General features: G+C 61.1%; 13 protein-coding genes and 1 pseudogene. 10 read left to right on the top strand and 4 right to left on the bottom strand.

The window, feature by feature from the left end; all coding sequences use genetic code 11:
- Window positions 1–65: 65 nt before the first annotated feature.
- The 3 genes from ANTHELSMS3_RS02980 to ANTHELSMS3_RS02970 are packed head-to-tail and all read right to left on the bottom strand — an operon-like array spanning window position 66 to window position 2,616.
- The gene (locus ANTHELSMS3_RS02980; protein WP_094036896.1) at window positions 66–575 is read right to left on the bottom strand and encodes a flavin reductase family protein; all 510 of its coding nucleotides are present in this window, start codon (window positions 573–575) and stop codon (window positions 66–68) included.
- Window positions 576–577: 2 nt separating this feature from the next.
- A complete protein-coding gene (locus ANTHELSMS3_RS02975) occupies window positions 578–1,462 on the bottom strand; it encodes an aldo/keto reductase (RefSeq protein ID WP_094033577.1) in 885 nt (294 codons plus the stop codon).
- Window positions 1,462–2,616: an LLM class flavin-dependent oxidoreductase gene (locus ANTHELSMS3_RS02970; protein WP_094033576.1), complete on the bottom strand. Its 1,155-nt coding sequence runs from the start codon at window positions 2,614–2,616 to the stop codon at window positions 1,462–1,464. Before ANTHELSMS3_RS02970 ends, ANTHELSMS3_RS02975 begins: the two co-directional genes overlap by 1 nt.
- A gap of 181 nt (window positions 2,617–2,797) precedes the next feature.
- On the opposite strand from ANTHELSMS3_RS02970, the gene ANTHELSMS3_RS02965 reads away from it, so the two are divergent.
- Both ANTHELSMS3_RS02965 and ANTHELSMS3_RS02960 read left to right on the top strand, forming a co-directional pair.
- On the top strand, window positions 2,798–3,460 hold the full coding sequence (locus ANTHELSMS3_RS02965) for a GntR family transcriptional regulator (protein ID WP_094036895.1): 663 nt from the start codon (window positions 2,798–2,800) through the stop codon (window positions 3,458–3,460).
- Complete coding sequence (locus tag ANTHELSMS3_RS02960; protein ID WP_094033575.1) at window positions 3,457–4,545, top strand: Gfo/Idh/MocA family protein; 1,089 nt, start codon at window positions 3,457–3,459, stop codon at window positions 4,543–4,545. The genes ANTHELSMS3_RS02965 and ANTHELSMS3_RS02960 overlap by 4 nt, the downstream gene beginning before the upstream one ends.
- A gap of 267 nt (window positions 4,546–4,812) precedes the next feature.
- Here ANTHELSMS3_RS02960 and ANTHELSMS3_RS02955 read toward each other — a convergent pair.
- A pseudogene (locus tag ANTHELSMS3_RS02955) lies at window positions 4,813–5,837 on the bottom strand (IS110 family transposase).
- A gap of 296 nt (window positions 5,838–6,133) precedes the next feature.
- Between ANTHELSMS3_RS02955 and ANTHELSMS3_RS02950 the strand changes: the two are divergent.
- The 8 genes from ANTHELSMS3_RS02950 (at window position 6,134) to ANTHELSMS3_RS02915 (ending at window position 15,396) form a co-directional block, all read left to right on the top strand.
- Window positions 6,134–7,165, top strand: a complete 1,032-nt coding sequence (locus ANTHELSMS3_RS02950; protein ID WP_094033574.1) for a LacI family DNA-binding transcriptional regulator — start codon at window positions 6,134–6,136, stop codon at window positions 7,163–7,165.
- A 114-nt stretch (window positions 7,166–7,279) separates the two neighbouring features.
- Window positions 7,280–8,581, top strand: a complete 1,302-nt coding sequence (locus ANTHELSMS3_RS02945) for an ABC transporter substrate-binding protein (RefSeq protein ID WP_094033573.1) — start codon at window positions 7,280–7,282, stop codon at window positions 8,579–8,581.
- Between the two features lie 121 nt (window positions 8,582–8,702).
- Window positions 8,703–9,569, top strand: coding sequence for a carbohydrate ABC transporter permease (locus ANTHELSMS3_RS02940; RefSeq protein ID WP_094033572.1), 867 nt, complete (start codon window positions 8,703–8,705; stop codon window positions 9,567–9,569).
- 10 nt (window positions 9,570–9,579) lie between these two features.
- Window positions 9,580–10,410 (top strand): carbohydrate ABC transporter permease, encoded by an 831-nt coding sequence (locus tag ANTHELSMS3_RS02935; RefSeq protein ID WP_094033571.1) that lies wholly within the window; start codon window positions 9,580–9,582, stop codon window positions 10,408–10,410.
- Between the two features lie 13 nt (window positions 10,411–10,423).
- A complete protein-coding gene (locus tag ANTHELSMS3_RS02930) occupies window positions 10,424–11,428 on the top strand; it encodes an ABC transporter ATP-binding protein (RefSeq protein ID WP_094033570.1) in 1,005 nt (334 codons plus the stop codon).
- Window positions 11,425–12,195, top strand: coding sequence for an L-iditol 2-dehydrogenase (locus ANTHELSMS3_RS02925; RefSeq protein ID WP_094033569.1), 771 nt, complete (start codon window positions 11,425–11,427; stop codon window positions 12,193–12,195). Before ANTHELSMS3_RS02930 ends, ANTHELSMS3_RS02925 begins: the two co-directional genes overlap by 4 nt.
- A complete protein-coding gene (locus ANTHELSMS3_RS02920; RefSeq protein ID WP_198319873.1) occupies window positions 12,195–13,673 on the top strand; it encodes a mannitol dehydrogenase family protein in 1,479 nt (492 codons plus the stop codon). Before ANTHELSMS3_RS02925 ends, ANTHELSMS3_RS02920 begins: the two co-directional genes overlap by 1 nt.
- Before the next feature lie 391 nt (window positions 13,674–14,064).
- Window positions 14,065–15,396, top strand: a complete 1,332-nt coding sequence (locus ANTHELSMS3_RS02915; RefSeq protein ID WP_094036894.1) for a flagellin N-terminal helical domain-containing protein — start codon at window positions 14,065–14,067, stop codon at window positions 15,394–15,396.
- The last annotated feature ends 82 nt before the right edge of the window (window positions 15,397–15,478 follow it).

The raw sequence follows: 15,478 nt of genomic DNA, 5'->3' as shown, positions 1-15,478 counted from the left end.
AACGGGGCGTGATGCGCCCCTTGTCGTTCTGGCCGGGATCTTGGTGCCCCGGTCCCTAAGTGGTGTCAGCCCTTGAGGCTGACGAACCGACCGCCCTGAAACAACAGGGGCAGACCGGGCCGGAAGGCCGCGCCAAGCACGCGACCCACAATTATCACATGGTCGCCCGCGTCATGGACCGCCTCTTGGCGACAGTCGAACCGGGCAAGGCAATCAGCAAGTTGCGGCACGCCATTGGCGTCTGTGTCCCAATCGGCCCCGTCAAAGGCATGGGCGTCGCGGGTGAACCCGTTGCAGATGTCCTTTTGGTGCCCATCAAGGACGTGGATCGCGTAATGCTGCGCGTCCCGGAAGGTGGGAAAGCGGCGCGAGGATTTCTGCGGCGACCACAGCACCAGTGGCGGGTCCAGCGACACACTGGCAAAGCTGGATGCGGTGATGCCGATGGGGCCATTGGGGCCCGAGGTGGTCACCACGGTCACGCCAGTGGCAAAACTGCCTAAAGCGGCGCGAAAGGCATGGGAGTCTTCGCTGGGGTCGAATTCCTGCATCGCGTGGCTCCGGTTTCCGTCCATCATCAGGGAACCTCTTTCCCCAGTGCTGCCGTATAGAGCTCAAACCAGAGCTGGCGCGTCATGTCGACGTCAAATGCCCGTGAAAACCCCTTGATCCGTTCAATCGTGTTGGTGCCCATGACCGGCAGGATGCCCGCCGGATGCGCCAACAGCCACGCGACGGCGACAGCGGCGCGGTCGACACCCTGATTGGCGGCGATCCGGTCCATGACCATGGTCAGCGCGGTGTTCGAGCTCATCAGTGCGCCGCCGCCCAGTGGCGACCATGCCATTGGAACAATGTCGCGTTCCTGCAAAAAGGCCAGATCGCCGTTGGTGAACGCCTCAACCGCGCTCAGGCTGAGTTCGATCTGGTTTGTGACCAGCGGCGTTTTCATCGCCGATTGCAGCAGCGTCCAATCGTGCAGCTTGAAGTTGGACACCCCCACGGCGCGGACCTTGCCAGAGGCCACGACCTCATCCAGCGCGGTCCCGGTTTCGCGGTGGTCCATCATGGGGTCGGGGCGGTGGATCAGCAGCAGGTCGATCTGTTCGATTTTCATCAGGCGCAGAGAGTGTTCGACCGAGGCCATGATGTGCGCGCGGCTGGTATCATAGTATTTCACCGGCGCGTCGGCATAGCGGCCCACAGGGGCGACGATGTCACATTTGGTGACAATCTCGACCTCTTTGCGCAGGTCCGGCGTCATAGCGGCTCCCAGCACCTCTTCGGCCTCATATCCGCCGTAGATGTCGGCCTGATCCAGTGTGGTGATGCCCTGCGCAAGGCAGGCGTCGATCTTGGCGCGGACGTGGGCCGGGGAAGTGTCGGCATCGTCGCCCAGACGCCACATGCCATAAACGATGCGGCTAAAACTTAGCCCCTCTTGCAGGTCTACGCGTTGCATTATTTACGCTCTCCCACGCCAAGCGGCGTTGCCGGTGTTTGGTTCGGGACGCGGCCGTATTCATGCGGCAGCGAACAGGTTTTCAGCTCTGGCATAACCAGTTTTCCGAAGTGTTTGCATTCATCAATGTGCGGGTAGCCCGAGAAGATAAAGGCGCGAATGCCCATCTTGCGGTAGTCTTCGATCTTGGACAGCACCTGATCGGCAGAGCCGACCAGCGCCGCGCCACAGCCCGACCGCGCCCGGCCCACGCCGGTCCAGAGGTTGGGTTCGACGTAGCCGAATTTATCCGCCAGTTCGCGGGCGCGGGACTGGTGCGAGACGCCCAATGAACCGCTGTCATGGGCCCGGTCGCGGATCAGGGTGCCGTATTCGTCGTCGAGTTTGGACACGAGGCTGTCGGCGTATTCGCGGGCCTCTGCCTCTGTGTCGCGGACGATCATGTGGACGCGCAGGCCATAGTCCAGCGTACGGCCATAGCGCTCGGCCACCGCGTTCACGTCTGTCATGCGCTGGGCAAGGTTCTCCTTGGGTTCCGGCCACATCAGGTAGACGTCGCAATGTTCGCCGCACAGGTCCAGCGCTGCGGGAGAGTAGCCGCCAAAGTACAGCAGGGGGCCGCCGGTGTGATAGGGTTTGGCCGGGTCTGTGGTCAGGCCTTTGAAGTTGTAGATCTCACCCTCAAAGTTGATCTCATCCTGTGTCCACGCCTGTTTGAGGATCTGCACCACCTCGCGCGAGCGTTGGTAGCGGTAGCTGCTGTCTTCCTTTTCGCCGGGGAAGTCGGAGGAGATGACGTTCAGCGTCAGCCGCCCCTTGAGCATGTGATCCAGCGTGGCGACGGTGCGGGCCAGCATGATCGGATGCATCTCACCGCAGCGGATCGCGCCGAGCATGTTGATGGTGCTGGTCAGCGGTGCCATGCCCGCGACGAATGACAGGGTGTCCTGCCCGACCTGATACGATGAGGGCGCAAGGATGTTGCGGAACCCCTGTTTTTCGGCCTCCAGCACGATGTCGCGGCAATGTTCGAACGAAGAGCGCAGCGCGCCGTCGGGGACGCCGAGAAAACGGTAATCGTCAGAGCACAGCGCCGAGAACCAGCTGATCTCGGACGCGTCCAGATCGGCGGAAGTGACGGGGACGACGGTCATGCGGGGCCTCCCAGGCTGCGCCGGATTCGGCGTCGATTTCTTCTTGCGTAGCATTCGCGAATTAATGCATCAATAGTGTATTAATTGGGTTTGCCTGAATATTGGGCGCCCGGTGAAGGAGACAGGTTTGACGCGGGGACGGACCTCGGCGGCGTTGCCCAAGCACGCCCAGATCAGCGAAATGCTGATCCGTGACATTGCCGCCGGACGGCTGGCGGATGGCGCACGGCTGCCGCCTGAGCGCGAGATGGCAGAGCAGTTGGGCATTGCGGTCGGCACCCTGCGCAAAGCGCTGGAGACGCTGGCGGCCGAGGGTCTGCTGGACCGGGTGCAAGGGTCTGGAAATTATGTCCGGGCGCGGGACGGGGTGGCCTCTATCTATTCGATGCTGCGGTTGGAGCTGAAGGCCGGGGGCGGGTTGCCCACGGCAGAGTTTCTAGGCGTCGACCGTCTGCCGAAGCCGGCGGATGCGCCCGCATTCGGACCCTCAAAGATGGGTTGGCGGTTTCGCCGACTGAGGTTTCTGGGGGGCGTCCCGGCGGCGATGGAAGAGATCTGGCTGGACGGTGCGCAGGCCGCAGAGGTCGCGGCAGAGGACGTGTCGGAGTCGCTGTATCTCTTTTACCGTGAGCGTCTGGGTTTGGTCATCCTGTCGGCAGAGGATCAGGTATCCATCGGGCCGGTGCCAGAGTGGCGCGACGCGCGCTTTCCGCCCGAGGCGGGCAGTATCGCGGGCTATGTCGAACGCACCGCGCGCAACAGCGCGGGTGCCGTCGTCGAGTTTTCGCGGACCTGGTTCGATCCGGGGACGGTTATCTACATCAACAGGATCGGCAAGGCATGAGCATGGTACGTTACGGTGTCATCGGCTGCGGTATGATGGGCTGTGAGCACATCCAGAATATCAACCTGTTGCCGCATGGCCAGGTGGTGGCTGTGCAGGACCCGGTGCGCGATCTGGCGGTCAGTGCTGCGAAACTGGCCGGCGGGGCGCAGGTCTGCGACACGCTGGAGGCGCTGCTGGCGGTGCAGGATCTGGATGCGCTGGTCATTGTCAGCCCGAACGACTGCCATGTGCCGCAACTGCGCCAGATCGCGGCGACACGCACGTTGCCGATCCTGTGCGAAAAGCCGCTGTTCACCGCGCCCGAGGATGAGGTGTTCTTGCGCGACTTTGCGGCCAGCTATGGCGCGCCGGTCTGGGTGGCGATGGAATACCGTTATATGCCGCCCATTGCGCTTTTGCGCGATGAGGCGCAGGAGGCGACGGGCGGCATTGCCATGCTGTCGATCCGTGAGCATCGCTTTCCGTTTCTGCCCAAGGTTGGCGCGTGGAACCGGTTCAATAGTCGCAGCGGCGGCACGCTGGTCGAGAAATGCTGTCACTTCTTTGACCTGATGCGGCTGATCCTGCGGGATGAGCCGGTGCGCGTCATGGCCAGCGCGGGGCAGGCGGTAAACCACAAGGACGAAACCTATGACGGTCGCGCGCCGGACATCTGGGACAACGGTTATGTGATCCTAGATTTCGCAGGTGGCGCGCGGGCGATGCTGGAGCTGTGTATGTTCGCCGAAGGATCGCGCTATCAAGAAGAGATTAGCGCCATGGGCCCGGCAGGCAAGATCGAGGCGCGGGTGCCGGGGCCGGGGCGGTTCTGGCCCGTGCATCTGGGCGACGCGCCGGTGCCGCAGGTGATCGTCTCGCCACGGGTGCCCAAAGGGCCGCGCCTGATCGAAGTGCCAGTCGACCCGACCCTGCTGGCGGCGGGCGATCACAACGGATCGACCTACTACCAGCACGAGCGGTTTAACGCCGTGGTGCGCGGTGAGGGTCGCCCTGAGGTCACATTGGCGGACGGGATTGCGGCGGTGCGCATCGGGCTGGCGGCGCAGGAAAGCGCGGCAACCGGGCGGGCGGTTGCGATCTGACCCTTATTTGGGCGGTGCCAAATATCCTGTGTGGATGGCTCCCGCATAGCAAGTCGTAAATGATCTCGTGTACCTGTTCAGAAGCGGTCTTGTGTCCGGCCTGTTGACGCGGTCATTGCCGCTGGCCCTGATGGGATCCGCAGATCAGGTTCCTATCTGCTTTGCGGGCAATGGCGCCCGGGACATTCGTCGGAGCGTCCTGATCGTTGCGGCTGAATGGCACACCATCACATCGTTGGTCTTGCTATCTCGTGGGCGCGCGCCGTCTCATACGGCGTGCGGCTTGTAGGGCTCATCCCTCGTGAGGATTGCCCACATGATCCTTGCTGTTTTGTTCGCCATGGCGACGGTCGCCAGTCTTGCGGGCTTTCTCTGCAGCAGCTTCGTCAGCCAAGGATCGGCACGCTCGGGATGGGCGCGACTTGTCGGACGCGCGACGTCATGCCAACTACAATGAGCTGGCGCAGGTATCGGTCACCCATCTTGGTGATCTTTCCCAATCGTTCTTTGCCGCCGCTGGAGTGGTTGCGAGGGGTCAGCCCTAACCACGCAGAAAATTCGCGGCCACTCCTGAACTGTCGGCCGGACCCGATCGTCGCAGCCACGGCAGAGGCGGTGACCGGGCCGACACCAGGAATAGTCTGCAGGAGTTGAGCCTGTCGGCTGAGGCGCGCCTGAATGCGCAACATGGTTTCGAACCAGCCAAGGCGGTTGTGAAGATCAATCAGCTGTCGGCTGAGGACGCGCAGAACGTCCTGGGCCAGATCGGGCGGTCCCGGCTGCTTGCCGTCGATGATGGACTTGGCGAACTCAATGGCGCGCGCGACGCCCCGAGCGATGGTGATCCCGAACTCCGCTGCAAGGCTCCGGACCATGTTGATCAGCTGCGTCCTCTGACGCACGACGAAGTCACGCGCGCGGTGCAGGGACAGTAGCGCCTGCTGTTCCTTGGACTTGATCTCGACGAACCGCATCGTGGGCCTGGGCCGTGTCACTGCTTCGCAGATTGCTTCGGCGTCGACCGCATCGGACTTGCCGCGCTTCACGTAGGGTTTGACGTACATTGGCGGCATCAGCCTGACGGTGTGGCCGAGTTTCGAAAGCTCCCGCGCCCAATGATGGCTCGAAGCGCAGGCCTCGATGCCGACGAGGCAAGGTGACAGGCGCTGGAAAAACGCCAGAACCTGCGCCCGTCTCAAGGGGCGGTTGAAAGCAACGTCTCCTGTCTCGGTAACTCCGTGGACATGAAAGATGTTCTTGGCCAGGTCGAGGCCGACGGTGGTAACTTGCATGGGGTGGCTCCTCTCGATCGCAGATTCTGACACCTGCAGTATGGCGCATTGCGACGCCGGGAGCGGGAGCCATCCACCCCATCTGCTTTTTACAGGGCGACAAAGGCGTTGCGACCCCTGATCGGCGTGGTAGACCCTCTGGCGATGTGTTTTGACGCGCGGAAAGGTTTACCTTGACGGATGTGCATCATGGCGACATTCTAAAAACTATACGCGCGTCAAGAATTTCAAGGCGCTCCGGATTGGCAGCCTGAGCATGCCACCGTGGCCTGCGAGATGCCTGATTGGGAGGGGCTATGGACGATCGCAAGATCCGGAACATGGAGGAATTCGCAGAGGTCGTCGGCATTTCACGGCCGACCCTGTCGAAGTATTTCAACGATCCCGAGAGCGTGCGCAAATCCACCCGCACGCGGATCGAGGGTGCGCTGGAGCAATATGACTATCGGCCAAACATCTTTGCCATCAACCAAAACCGCAAGCTGACCAAGAACATCGGTATCGTCGTGCCCTACCTGGCCGATCCGTTCTTTGCCGAGATCGCGCGGAATTTGGAAATGCTGGTCATCGGCTCTGGTTATCGTCCGATCCTGCTTAGCTCTCATGGCACGGCCGCGCAGGAGAACGACAACCTTGAAAGCCTGCGGGCGATCAAGCCCGCCGGGGCGCTGCTGGCACCGCTGGGGCGGCGTTCGGACAAGGCTGCCGTCGAAAGCTTCTGCCGGGCGGTGCCGTCTGTCCTATTTGATAGTAATATCAGTGGTTTGGGGGAGGCATTTGTTGGTCATGATAATGATCAGGCTACGGCGCTGATCTGTGACTACCTGTGCCGGTCTGGCCAGCCGCCTGCTTTTCTTGAAATGCGAGACCCCACAAACCCCAACGCCTACCGCCGCCGCAAGGCCTATTGCGACGTGATGGAGCGTATGGGGCATCCGGTGCATCTGTTGCAGGTGGATGGCAATGGGTGGGACTTTGAAAGGATCGGTCTGGAGGGCGGGATCAAGTTGATCGATGGGGGCGACCTGCCGACAGACACGATTCTGTGCAGCAACGACCGAATTGCGATCGGAATGTTGGCGGCGGCCTATCAAAGGGGGCTGCGAGTCGGGTTGGGCCCGGGCTGCGCCTTGCGGGTCGCCGGGCATGATGATCACCCGTTTTCTCGCTATACATGCCCGCCGCTGACCACGGTTTCGCAAGGCTACGATATTATCGCGGAGCGCAGCGTCGAACGCCTGTTCAGTCTTATCGAAAGCGGCCAGCGTGCTGAAAAGCGTGATGAAATCTATCTCGAAGGCAAGTTGGTGATGCGTCTGTCCGCCTAATATGCTGCATCGCGGCAAGTTAAAAGTTTACTCCCGTAAAGTTTTTGTTTGACTTGAGACCTAAGGTCACCCAAGATGGTGGCGTTAACTGAGAGTTCCAAGGGAGGAATCTGGATGACTTTGAAAGGCGCATTTTTTGCGGCTTCCGCACTGGTGTCGGTGTCTGCCACCGCACTGACTGCCGAAGTGCTGACCATTGCAACCGTGAACAACGGCGACATGATCCGCATGCAGGGCCTCACGGCCGACTTCACCGAAAAAACCGGTCATGAAGTGAACTGGGTCACGCTGGAAGAAAACGTTCTTCGCCAGCGTGTGACCACTGACGTCACCACCAAGGGTGGCTCGTTCGATCTTATGACAATCGGCATGTACGAGACGCCGATTTGGGGTGCCAACGGTTGGTTGGTCCCAATGGATGATCTGTCGGAAGAATATGACGTCGACGACATCCTGCCCGCCATGCGCAACGGCCTGAGCCACGACGGAACGCTTTATGCGGCACCGTTCTACGGCGAAAGCTCGATGATCATGTATCGCACCGACCTGATGGAAGCCGCTGGCCTGGAAATGCCTGACGCGCCGACATGGGAGTTCGTTCGCGAAGCGGCACTGGCGATGACTGATCGCGACGCTGGCATCAACGGCATCTGCCTGCGCGGCAAAGCTGGCTGGGGTGAGGGCGGTGCCATCATCACGGTTACAGCAAACTCGTTCGGCGCGCGCTGGTTCGATGAGAACTGGACACCGCAGTTCGATCAGCCTGAGTGGAAAGAGGCTCTTACTTTCTTCGTCAACCTGATGAATGACGCGGGCCCCGCGGGATACGCGACCAACGGTTTCAACGAAAACCTGTCGCTGTTCCAACAAGGCAAGTGTGGCATGTGGATCGACGCAACCGTTGCGGCATCCTTTGTGACCAACGACGAGTCGACCGTTGCTGACAAGGTTGGCTTTGCTCTGGCTCCAAACCACGAGGGTGTTGAAAAGCGCGCCAACTGGCTTTGGGCTTGGGCGCTGGCGATCCCTGCCGGCACTCAGAAAGCTGACGCTGCCAAGCAGTTCATCGAATGGGCCACTTCGAAAGACTACATCGAGCTGGTTGCCGCCAAAGAAGGTTGGGCCAACGTTCCTCCCGGCGCGCGGACCTCGCTGTATGAGAACCCCGAGTACCAGAAGGTTCCCTTTGCTCAAAAGACCCTGGACTCGATCTTGGCTGCTGACCCGAACAACCCGACGGTCCAGCCGGTTCCCTATGTTGGTGTTCAGTTCGTCGCCATCCCCGAATTTGCCGGTATCGCGACAGACGTGAGCCAGGAATTCTCGGCGGTCTATGCCGGTCAGCAGACAATCGACGAAGCTCTTGAAAAAGCGCAAGCTTTGACAGTCGACGCAATGGAAGCCGCAGGTTACTGAGGCATCCTCCCAGTCCGGAGGGCGGGGGCAACCGCCCTCCGGACACAAAACTACCCCCCAACTCACCCGATGACATGAATGGATAATGGCGGCCCTTGGTCGCCGAGGGAGGAGGCGCGCCATGGCGACCCAGCACTCGCGATCCGCAGCCCGTCTGATGATGGCCCCCGCGGTATTTCTACTTCTGGTCTGGATGCTCGTCCCGCTGAGCATGACCCTGTGGTTCTCATTCCGAAATTACCTGCCGCTGCGCGGTGGTGATCTGGGATGGGCCGGTTTCGACAACTATGTACGTTTCGTGACGTCGAGCTCGTTTTGGCCCAGCGTTATGACCACCCTGATTATCGTCGGTGGTGTTCTGATCATCACGGTTGTGTTCGGCGTCCTGCTGGCCTTGCTGCTGGATCAGCCGATGTGGGGACAGGGGGTCGTCCGGATCCTTGTTATTGCGCCCTTCTTCGTGATGCCGACCGTGTCCGCGCTGGTCTGGAAGAACATGTTTATGGACCCGACGAACGGTCTGTTCGCGCATCTGTGGAAATTCTTCGGGGCAGAGCCGGTGTCATGGCTCAGCCAGGCGTCGCTGGAATCGATCATCATGATCGTCAGCTGGCAATGGCTGCCCTTTGCAACGCTGATCCTGCTGACCGCGATCCAGTCGCTTGACAGCTCACAGCTGGAAGCCGCTGAAATCGACGGCGCCAAGCCGGTATCACGCTTTTACCACATCATCCTGCCCCACCTGGGACGCGCCATCACCATTGTGGTCCTGATCCAGACGATTTTCCTGCTGTCCATTTTTGCAGAGATCTTTGTCACCACGGGCGGTGCATTCGGAACCAAGACACTGACGTATCTGATCTTCCAGCGTGTGCTGGAAAGCCAGAACATCGGATTGGGATCTGCCGGTGGTGTTTACGCAATCATTCTCGCCAATATCGTTGCGCTCTTCCTGATGCGTATCGTCGGCAAGAACCTGGACACTTGAGGGGGACATCATGGCACGCGCTGTCACTTCACAACGCAAAGCACTCAATACCGCCGTCGCATGGGGTTTTGGTCTGCTGATCTTCTTCCCGATCCTCTGGACGATCCTGACCAGCTTCAAGACCGAAGCTCAGGCGATCAGCGATCCACCGGTCTTTCTTTTCTTCGACTGGACGCTGGAAAACTACGCGGTTGTTCAGGAACGTTCTGACTACATGCGGTTCTTGTGGAACTCGGTCGTCATCGCGGGCGGGTCGACCATTCTGGGGGTGATCATTGCGGTTCCTGCCGCCTGGTCCATGGCCTTTGTGCCCTCGGCCCGGACCAAGGACATCCTGCTCTGGATGCTCTCGACCAAGATGCTGCCTGCGGTTGGCGTTTTGTACCCGATCTACCTGCTGTTCATCAAACTGGGCTGGCTGGACACACAGATTGGTCTGGTCATCGTCCTGATGCTGATCAACCTGCCGATCATTGTCTGGATGCTCTACACCTACTTCAAGGAAATCCCGGGTGAGATCCTAGAGGCGGCACGGATGGACGGTGCCACACTCAAGTCAGAGATCCTGTATGTGTTGACGCCAATGGCAGTGCCGGGCATCGCCTCGACCCTGTTGCTAAACGTCATCCTTGCCTGGAACGAGGCGTTCTGGACGCTCAACCTGACGGCAGCCAAGGCGGCACCGCTGACGGCCTTTATCGCCAGCTATTCCAGCCCAGAGGGTCTGTTCTACGCAAAACTGTCGGCGGCCTCTGTCATGGCCATCGCGCCAATCCTGATCATGGGCTGGTTCAGCCAAAAGCAACTTGTCCGGGGCTTGACCTTCGGCGCAGTGAAATAAGGGGGGGAGACCCATGGGACGTATTCAACTCAAGCAGGTCAAGAAATCCTTTGGCGACGTGACGGTTATCCCGCCGCTGGATCTTGAAATCAACGATGGCGAATTTGTGGTGTTCGTCGGCCCGTCGGGCTGCGGTAAGTCCACCCTGTTGCGGCTGATCGCCGGGCTGGAGGACATGACCGCCGGCACGATCGAGATCGACGGTCAGGACGCCACATCGCTGCCCCCCGCAAAGCGCAAGCTGGCGATGGTGTTCCAGTCCTATGCGCTTTACCCGCATATGACGGTGCGCAAGAACATCGCCTTTCCTATGCGGATGGCAGGCATGGATCAGGCCGAGCAGGACAAGCGGATTGCCTCGGCTGCCAAGGCGCTGAACCTGACCGACTATCTGGACCGTCGCCCGGGCCAGTTGTCCGGTGGTCAGCGTCAGCGGGTCGCCATTGGCCGCGCCATCGTGCGGGAGCCAGAGGCGTTCCTGTTCGACGAACCGCTGTCGAACCTGGATGCCGCGCTGCGTGTCGGCATGCGGATGGAAATCAGCGAACTGCACAAGAAGCTGGCGACCACCATGGTCTATGTGACCCACGATCAGGTCGAGGCCATGACAATGGCTGACAAGATCGTGGTGTTGCAGGCCGGCGTGATCGAGCAGGTCGGCAGCCCGCTGGACCTGTACCGCGCGCCTCGCAACAAGTTTGTCGCCGGTTTCATCGGCTCGCCCAAGATGAACCTCATCGAGGGGGCCGAGGCGGCCAAGCACAACGCGCAGTCCATCGGCATCCGCCCCGAGCATGTCGACGTCTCGACCACCGAGGGCCTGTGGAAGGGCACCGTTGGCGTGGCCGAACATCTGGGGTCGGACACCTTTATCCACGTCCACGGTGTTCCGGGGTGTGATCCGATGACGGTACGGGTTGGCGGTGAGATCCCGGTGACGCACGGCGATACAGTCTATCTGACGCCGAACATGGCCCATCTGCACCGCTTTGACGCAGAAGGTCTGCGGGTGGCATGACCCGGCTGGCTGGCAAGGTTGCGCTGGTCACGGGTGGAGCGCGCGGCATAGGTCGCGCGATCTGTCAGGCTTATGTGCGCGAAGGCGCAAAAGTCGCCGTGGCGGACCTGCTTGCCAGCGAAGCCGAGGATTGCGCGGCAGCGCTGGGAGAGGCGGGCATGGTGGTTGCCATGGACGTGACAGACCCTCTTTCGATCGCGGCGGGTGTCGGCGCGATCGAGGCGGCCTGGGGCGGCATCGATATCCTTGTGAACAACGCGGGGGTCTTCAACATGGCCTCTATCGACCGAGTGACGCCCGACGATTTCCACCGCCAGTTCGACGTGAATGTCGGTGGCACGCTGTTTGCGATCCAGGCGGTTGTGCCGGGAATGAAGGCGCGCGGCGGCGGTGCAATCATCAACTTTTCGTCGCAGGCCGGACGCCGCGGCGAGCCGAATATTTCGATCTACTGCGCCTCCAAGGCGGCCGTGATTTCGGTCACGCAGAGCCTTGCCTTGGAACTGGCGGGCGACAACATCCGGGTGAATGCCATCGCACCGGGTGTGATCGATACGCCAATGTGGGAGGTCGTGGACGGGCTGTTCGCCGAGTATGAGAACAAGCCCAGAGGCCAGAAAAAACGCGAAGTGGGCGAGGCGGTGCCGCTGGGGCACATGGGGACACCGGACGAGGTTGCCGATCCGTGTGTGTTCCTGGCCTCAGACGACGCCCGCTATATCACGGCGCAATGCCTGAACGTCGATGGCGGGAACTGGATGAGCTGATGACCGGGACACTTGTGAAACTGTCGAACGCGACGCTGCGGGATCTTCCCGAAGGTGTCGAGGGACCGACCTATGACCGCACCGCGCTGACGCCGGGGATCGTGCATATCGGTCTGGGGAACTTCCATCGCGGGCATCAGGCATGGTATCTGCACCGATTGATGCAGCAGGGGCTGGCGCTGGACTGGGCCATTGTCGGCGCAGGTGTGCGCCCCTTTGATGAGGTGCAGCGTCTCAAGATGGCGGCGCAGGACTATCTGACCACGTTGATCGAACTGGACCCGGCGGGCAGTTCCGCCGAGGTGGTCGGCTCGATGATCGATTATGTACCGATCGTCGAGGGCAACGGGCCGCTGATCGACCGCATGACCGATCCGGCGATCCGGATCGTGGCGCTGACCGTGACAGAGGGTGGCTATTACATCGACCCGGTGACCAAGGGCTTTGACGCGCAACACCCGGATATTGTGCACGACGCCGCCAACCCGGCGACGCCACGCACCGCCTTTGGGGCGATGGTGGCGGCGCTGCGGCTGCGCCGCGACGCGGGCACCGGGCCGTTCACGGGGCAAAGCTGCGACAACCTGCAAGGCAATGGCGCGATCCTGCGCCAGACGGTTGTGTCGCTGGCGCGGATGTCGGACCCGGCGTTGGCCGATTGGATCGACGCCAACTGCACCTTCCCGAACGCTATGGTCGACTGCATCGTGCCCGCCACCGGACCGAACGAACTGGCGCTGGTCCAGAGGCTGGGCATCGACGACGCGGTGCCGGTCACGCACGAGAACTTTCGCCAGTGGGTGATCGAGGATGCGTTTTGCGCCGGGCGGCCGGATTGGGACAAAGCGGGGGCGACCTTTTCCAACGATGTCCACGCCTATGAAACCATGAAGATCCGCATCCTGAACGGCGGCCATCAGGTCATTTCCAATGCGGGTGAGATCCTTGGGGTTGAGTCCATCGCAGGCTGCATGGCGCATCCGCTGATTGGGCGCCTGTTCCACAAGTTGGCCAGCGAAGAGATCGTGCCGCATGTCCATGCGGTGCCGGGAATGGCGCCTGCCGATTATGTTGATCTGATCCACAAACGGTTTTCCAACCCGCTAATCGTGGACACGACGCGGCGCGTTGCCTTTGACGGATCGTCGCGGCACACCGGGTTTTTGTTGCCGACCCTGCGCGAGGCGCTGGCGGCGGGAACCCCGTATGAAGGGCTCGCGCTGGTTGAGGCGCTCTGGGCCCGCATGTGTGCGGGCACCCGTGAGGATGGGTCGGACATTGCCCCTAACGACCCGTTCTGGAGCGATCTGAACGCTGCGGCGCTTGCGGCCAAAGAGACGCCGCAAGTTTGGCTGAATCAGCGCCAGATCTATGGTGAACTGGCCGATCATGCGGGATTCGCCGGGGCCTTTGCTGAGTCACTCCAGAGAATTTGGCGCGATGGGGCAGAGGCGGCGCTCCGCGCCTATCTGGACTGAGGCGCGCAGCGCCTGCGCTGTGCCGACATCCAGTTTTTGGGGCGTGACACTGTGGGCGCCTAAATAAAGTCAAAGGGTTACATGAGTTTTTTTCATGGCCATGTTGAAAACCCCCGGCAGATCCCTGCCGGGGGTTTGTCGTTTCGGGCCGTGGCTTTTGACCGTCAGGTCAGGGACGGCGGGGTGACATGTCAGGTTTCAGACAAATTCTATGCAAGCATGATGCGGGTTTTAGGCTTCTGTTCATTTGGAACGGTGAGGTTGGCGGCGCACCTAAAGCGGTGGCGCGGGCCGGAACCAAGGCCCGCATCCGTCAGAACGACGTCAGCAAAGCCGCACGCGGCAAATGAAACCGGCGCGAAACGCGCATACGAACAGCAAGGACAAGAATATGTCTAGCATCCTGACGAACAACGGCGCCATGGTGGCGCTGCAAACCCTTAAAACCATCAACTCCAGTTTGTCCGACACCCAGTCGCAAATTTCGACCGGCAAACGTGTCGCAACCGCCAAAGACAACTCTGCCGTCTGGGCAATTTCCAAAGTTATGGAGGCCGATGTCAAAGGCTTCAAAGGCATTTCAGACAGTCTCAATCTTGGCCAATCGACCGTTTCCGTGGCGCGTCAGGCGGCGGAAACCACGACAGAGCTGCTGACCGAGATCAAATCCCGGATCGTCGCGGCGCAAGAAGAAAACGTCGACCGGGCGAAGATCCAGGATGACATCAACGCCCTGCGCGACCAGATTTCCGCTGTGGTGGGCGCGGCGCAGTTCAACGGTCTCAACCTGCTGTCGAATACCGAAACGACCGCCGGGACCGGCCAGGTCAATATCCTTGCCTCGCTGGATCGGTCGGGCACCGGGGTGACTGCCTCTGACATCACCGTCAGCAAGCAGGATCTGGGCACCTCCGCTGGGTCGATCAACGTGGCGTCTGCCTCGGCCACCGCGATTGGCACGGACGCCGCGTCGGGTGCGGCCAACGCCGCTGCGATTGCCCTGACTGGGAACGCAACGCAGCCGACCACCCTTGCGGTCATCGGCCAAACGGCGGGCGCTGGTACCGCAACCGTGGCCGCAGGCACCGGTTTTTCGATCGAGATTTCCGCTGGTGCGGCGGGTCTTGCCACCTTCAACACCACCACTACCGCCGGCGGGCAGGAGATCACCTATGTCGCCCGCGATGGCGACACAGAGGCGGATGTGGCCCGCGGTCTTGCTGCCGCGTTCAACAAATATGTCGCGGACAACTCGGATATCACCGAGGGTCTGGGCATCGAGGCGGCCGTGAACGGCACAAATGCCAACCAGTTGGATTTCACCGGCGCCAATAACGCCGGCGACAACTTCTCTGTGCAGGTGCGCAGCTATGGCGTGGCCGACACCACAATCGGCGGTCGGCTGGAGGAACTGGCAAATATCGACGTGACCACACAGGCCGGGGCCGATTCCGCGCTGACCGAGGTGGAGAACCTGATCGATATCGCCATCGACGCAGCGGCGGCCTTTGGCTCGGCACAGGGCCGAATCGAGACGCAGTCCGATTTCGTGTCACAGCTGACCGACGCGTTGAAATCCGGCATTGGCGCGTTGGTTGATGCCGATATGGAAGAGGCCTCGGCCCGGTTGCAGGCGCTGCAGGTCCAGCAACAGTTGGGTGTTCAGGCGCTGTCGATCGCCAACCAGGCACCGCAGTCGCTGTTGTCGCTGTTCCAAGGATGATCTGGCTCGTTGGGTCGGAGATTTCTCCGGTCAACTGGCACTGAATGGGGCGGCGCGTTGGCGTCGCCCTTTTCGTTTGTGC

The sequence above is a fragment of the Antarctobacter heliothermus genome (assembly GCF_002237555.1).
Classification (GTDB): Bacteria; Pseudomonadota; Alphaproteobacteria; order Rhodobacterales; family Rhodobacteraceae; genus Antarctobacter; species Antarctobacter heliothermus_B.
Note: the sequence above shows the minus strand (reverse complement) of the source record. Positions and strands in the feature narration are given on the sequence as shown.

Excerpts from the sequence above, each read along its gene's own strand:
- ANTHELSMS3_RS02980 (WP_094036896.1), bottom strand. The coding sequence starts at position 575 with ATGGACGGAAACCGGAGCCACGCGATGCAGGAATTCGACCCCAGCGAA.
- ANTHELSMS3_RS02975 (WP_094033577.1), bottom strand. The coding sequence starts at position 1,462 with ATGCAACGCGTAGACCTGCAAGAGGGGCTAAGTTTTAGCCGCATCGTT.
- ANTHELSMS3_RS02970 (WP_094033576.1), bottom strand. The coding sequence starts at position 2,616 with ATGACCGTCGTCCCCGTCACTTCCGCCGATCTGGACGCGTCCGAGATC.
- ANTHELSMS3_RS02965 (WP_094036895.1), top strand. The coding sequence starts at position 2,798 with ATGCTGATCCGTGACATTGCCGCCGGACGGCTGGCGGATGGCGCACGG.
- ANTHELSMS3_RS02960 (WP_094033575.1), top strand. The coding sequence starts at position 3,457 with ATGAGCATGGTACGTTACGGTGTCATCGGCTGCGGTATGATGGGCTGT.
- ANTHELSMS3_RS02950 (WP_094033574.1), top strand. The coding sequence starts at position 6,134 with ATGGACGATCGCAAGATCCGGAACATGGAGGAATTCGCAGAGGTCGTC.
- ANTHELSMS3_RS02945 (WP_094033573.1), top strand. The coding sequence starts at position 7,280 with ATGACTTTGAAAGGCGCATTTTTTGCGGCTTCCGCACTGGTGTCGGTG.
- ANTHELSMS3_RS02940 (WP_094033572.1), top strand. The coding sequence starts at position 8,703 with ATGGCGACCCAGCACTCGCGATCCGCAGCCCGTCTGATGATGGCCCCC.
- ANTHELSMS3_RS02935 (WP_094033571.1), top strand. The coding sequence starts at position 9,580 with ATGGCACGCGCTGTCACTTCACAACGCAAAGCACTCAATACCGCCGTC.
- ANTHELSMS3_RS02930 (WP_094033570.1), top strand. The coding sequence starts at position 10,424 with ATGGGACGTATTCAACTCAAGCAGGTCAAGAAATCCTTTGGCGACGTG.
- ANTHELSMS3_RS02925 (WP_094033569.1), top strand. The coding sequence starts at position 11,425 with ATGACCCGGCTGGCTGGCAAGGTTGCGCTGGTCACGGGTGGAGCGCGC.
- ANTHELSMS3_RS02920 (WP_198319873.1), top strand. The coding sequence starts at position 12,195 with ATGACCGGGACACTTGTGAAACTGTCGAACGCGACGCTGCGGGATCTT.
- ANTHELSMS3_RS02915 (WP_094036894.1), top strand. The coding sequence starts at position 14,065 with ATGTCTAGCATCCTGACGAACAACGGCGCCATGGTGGCGCTGCAAACC.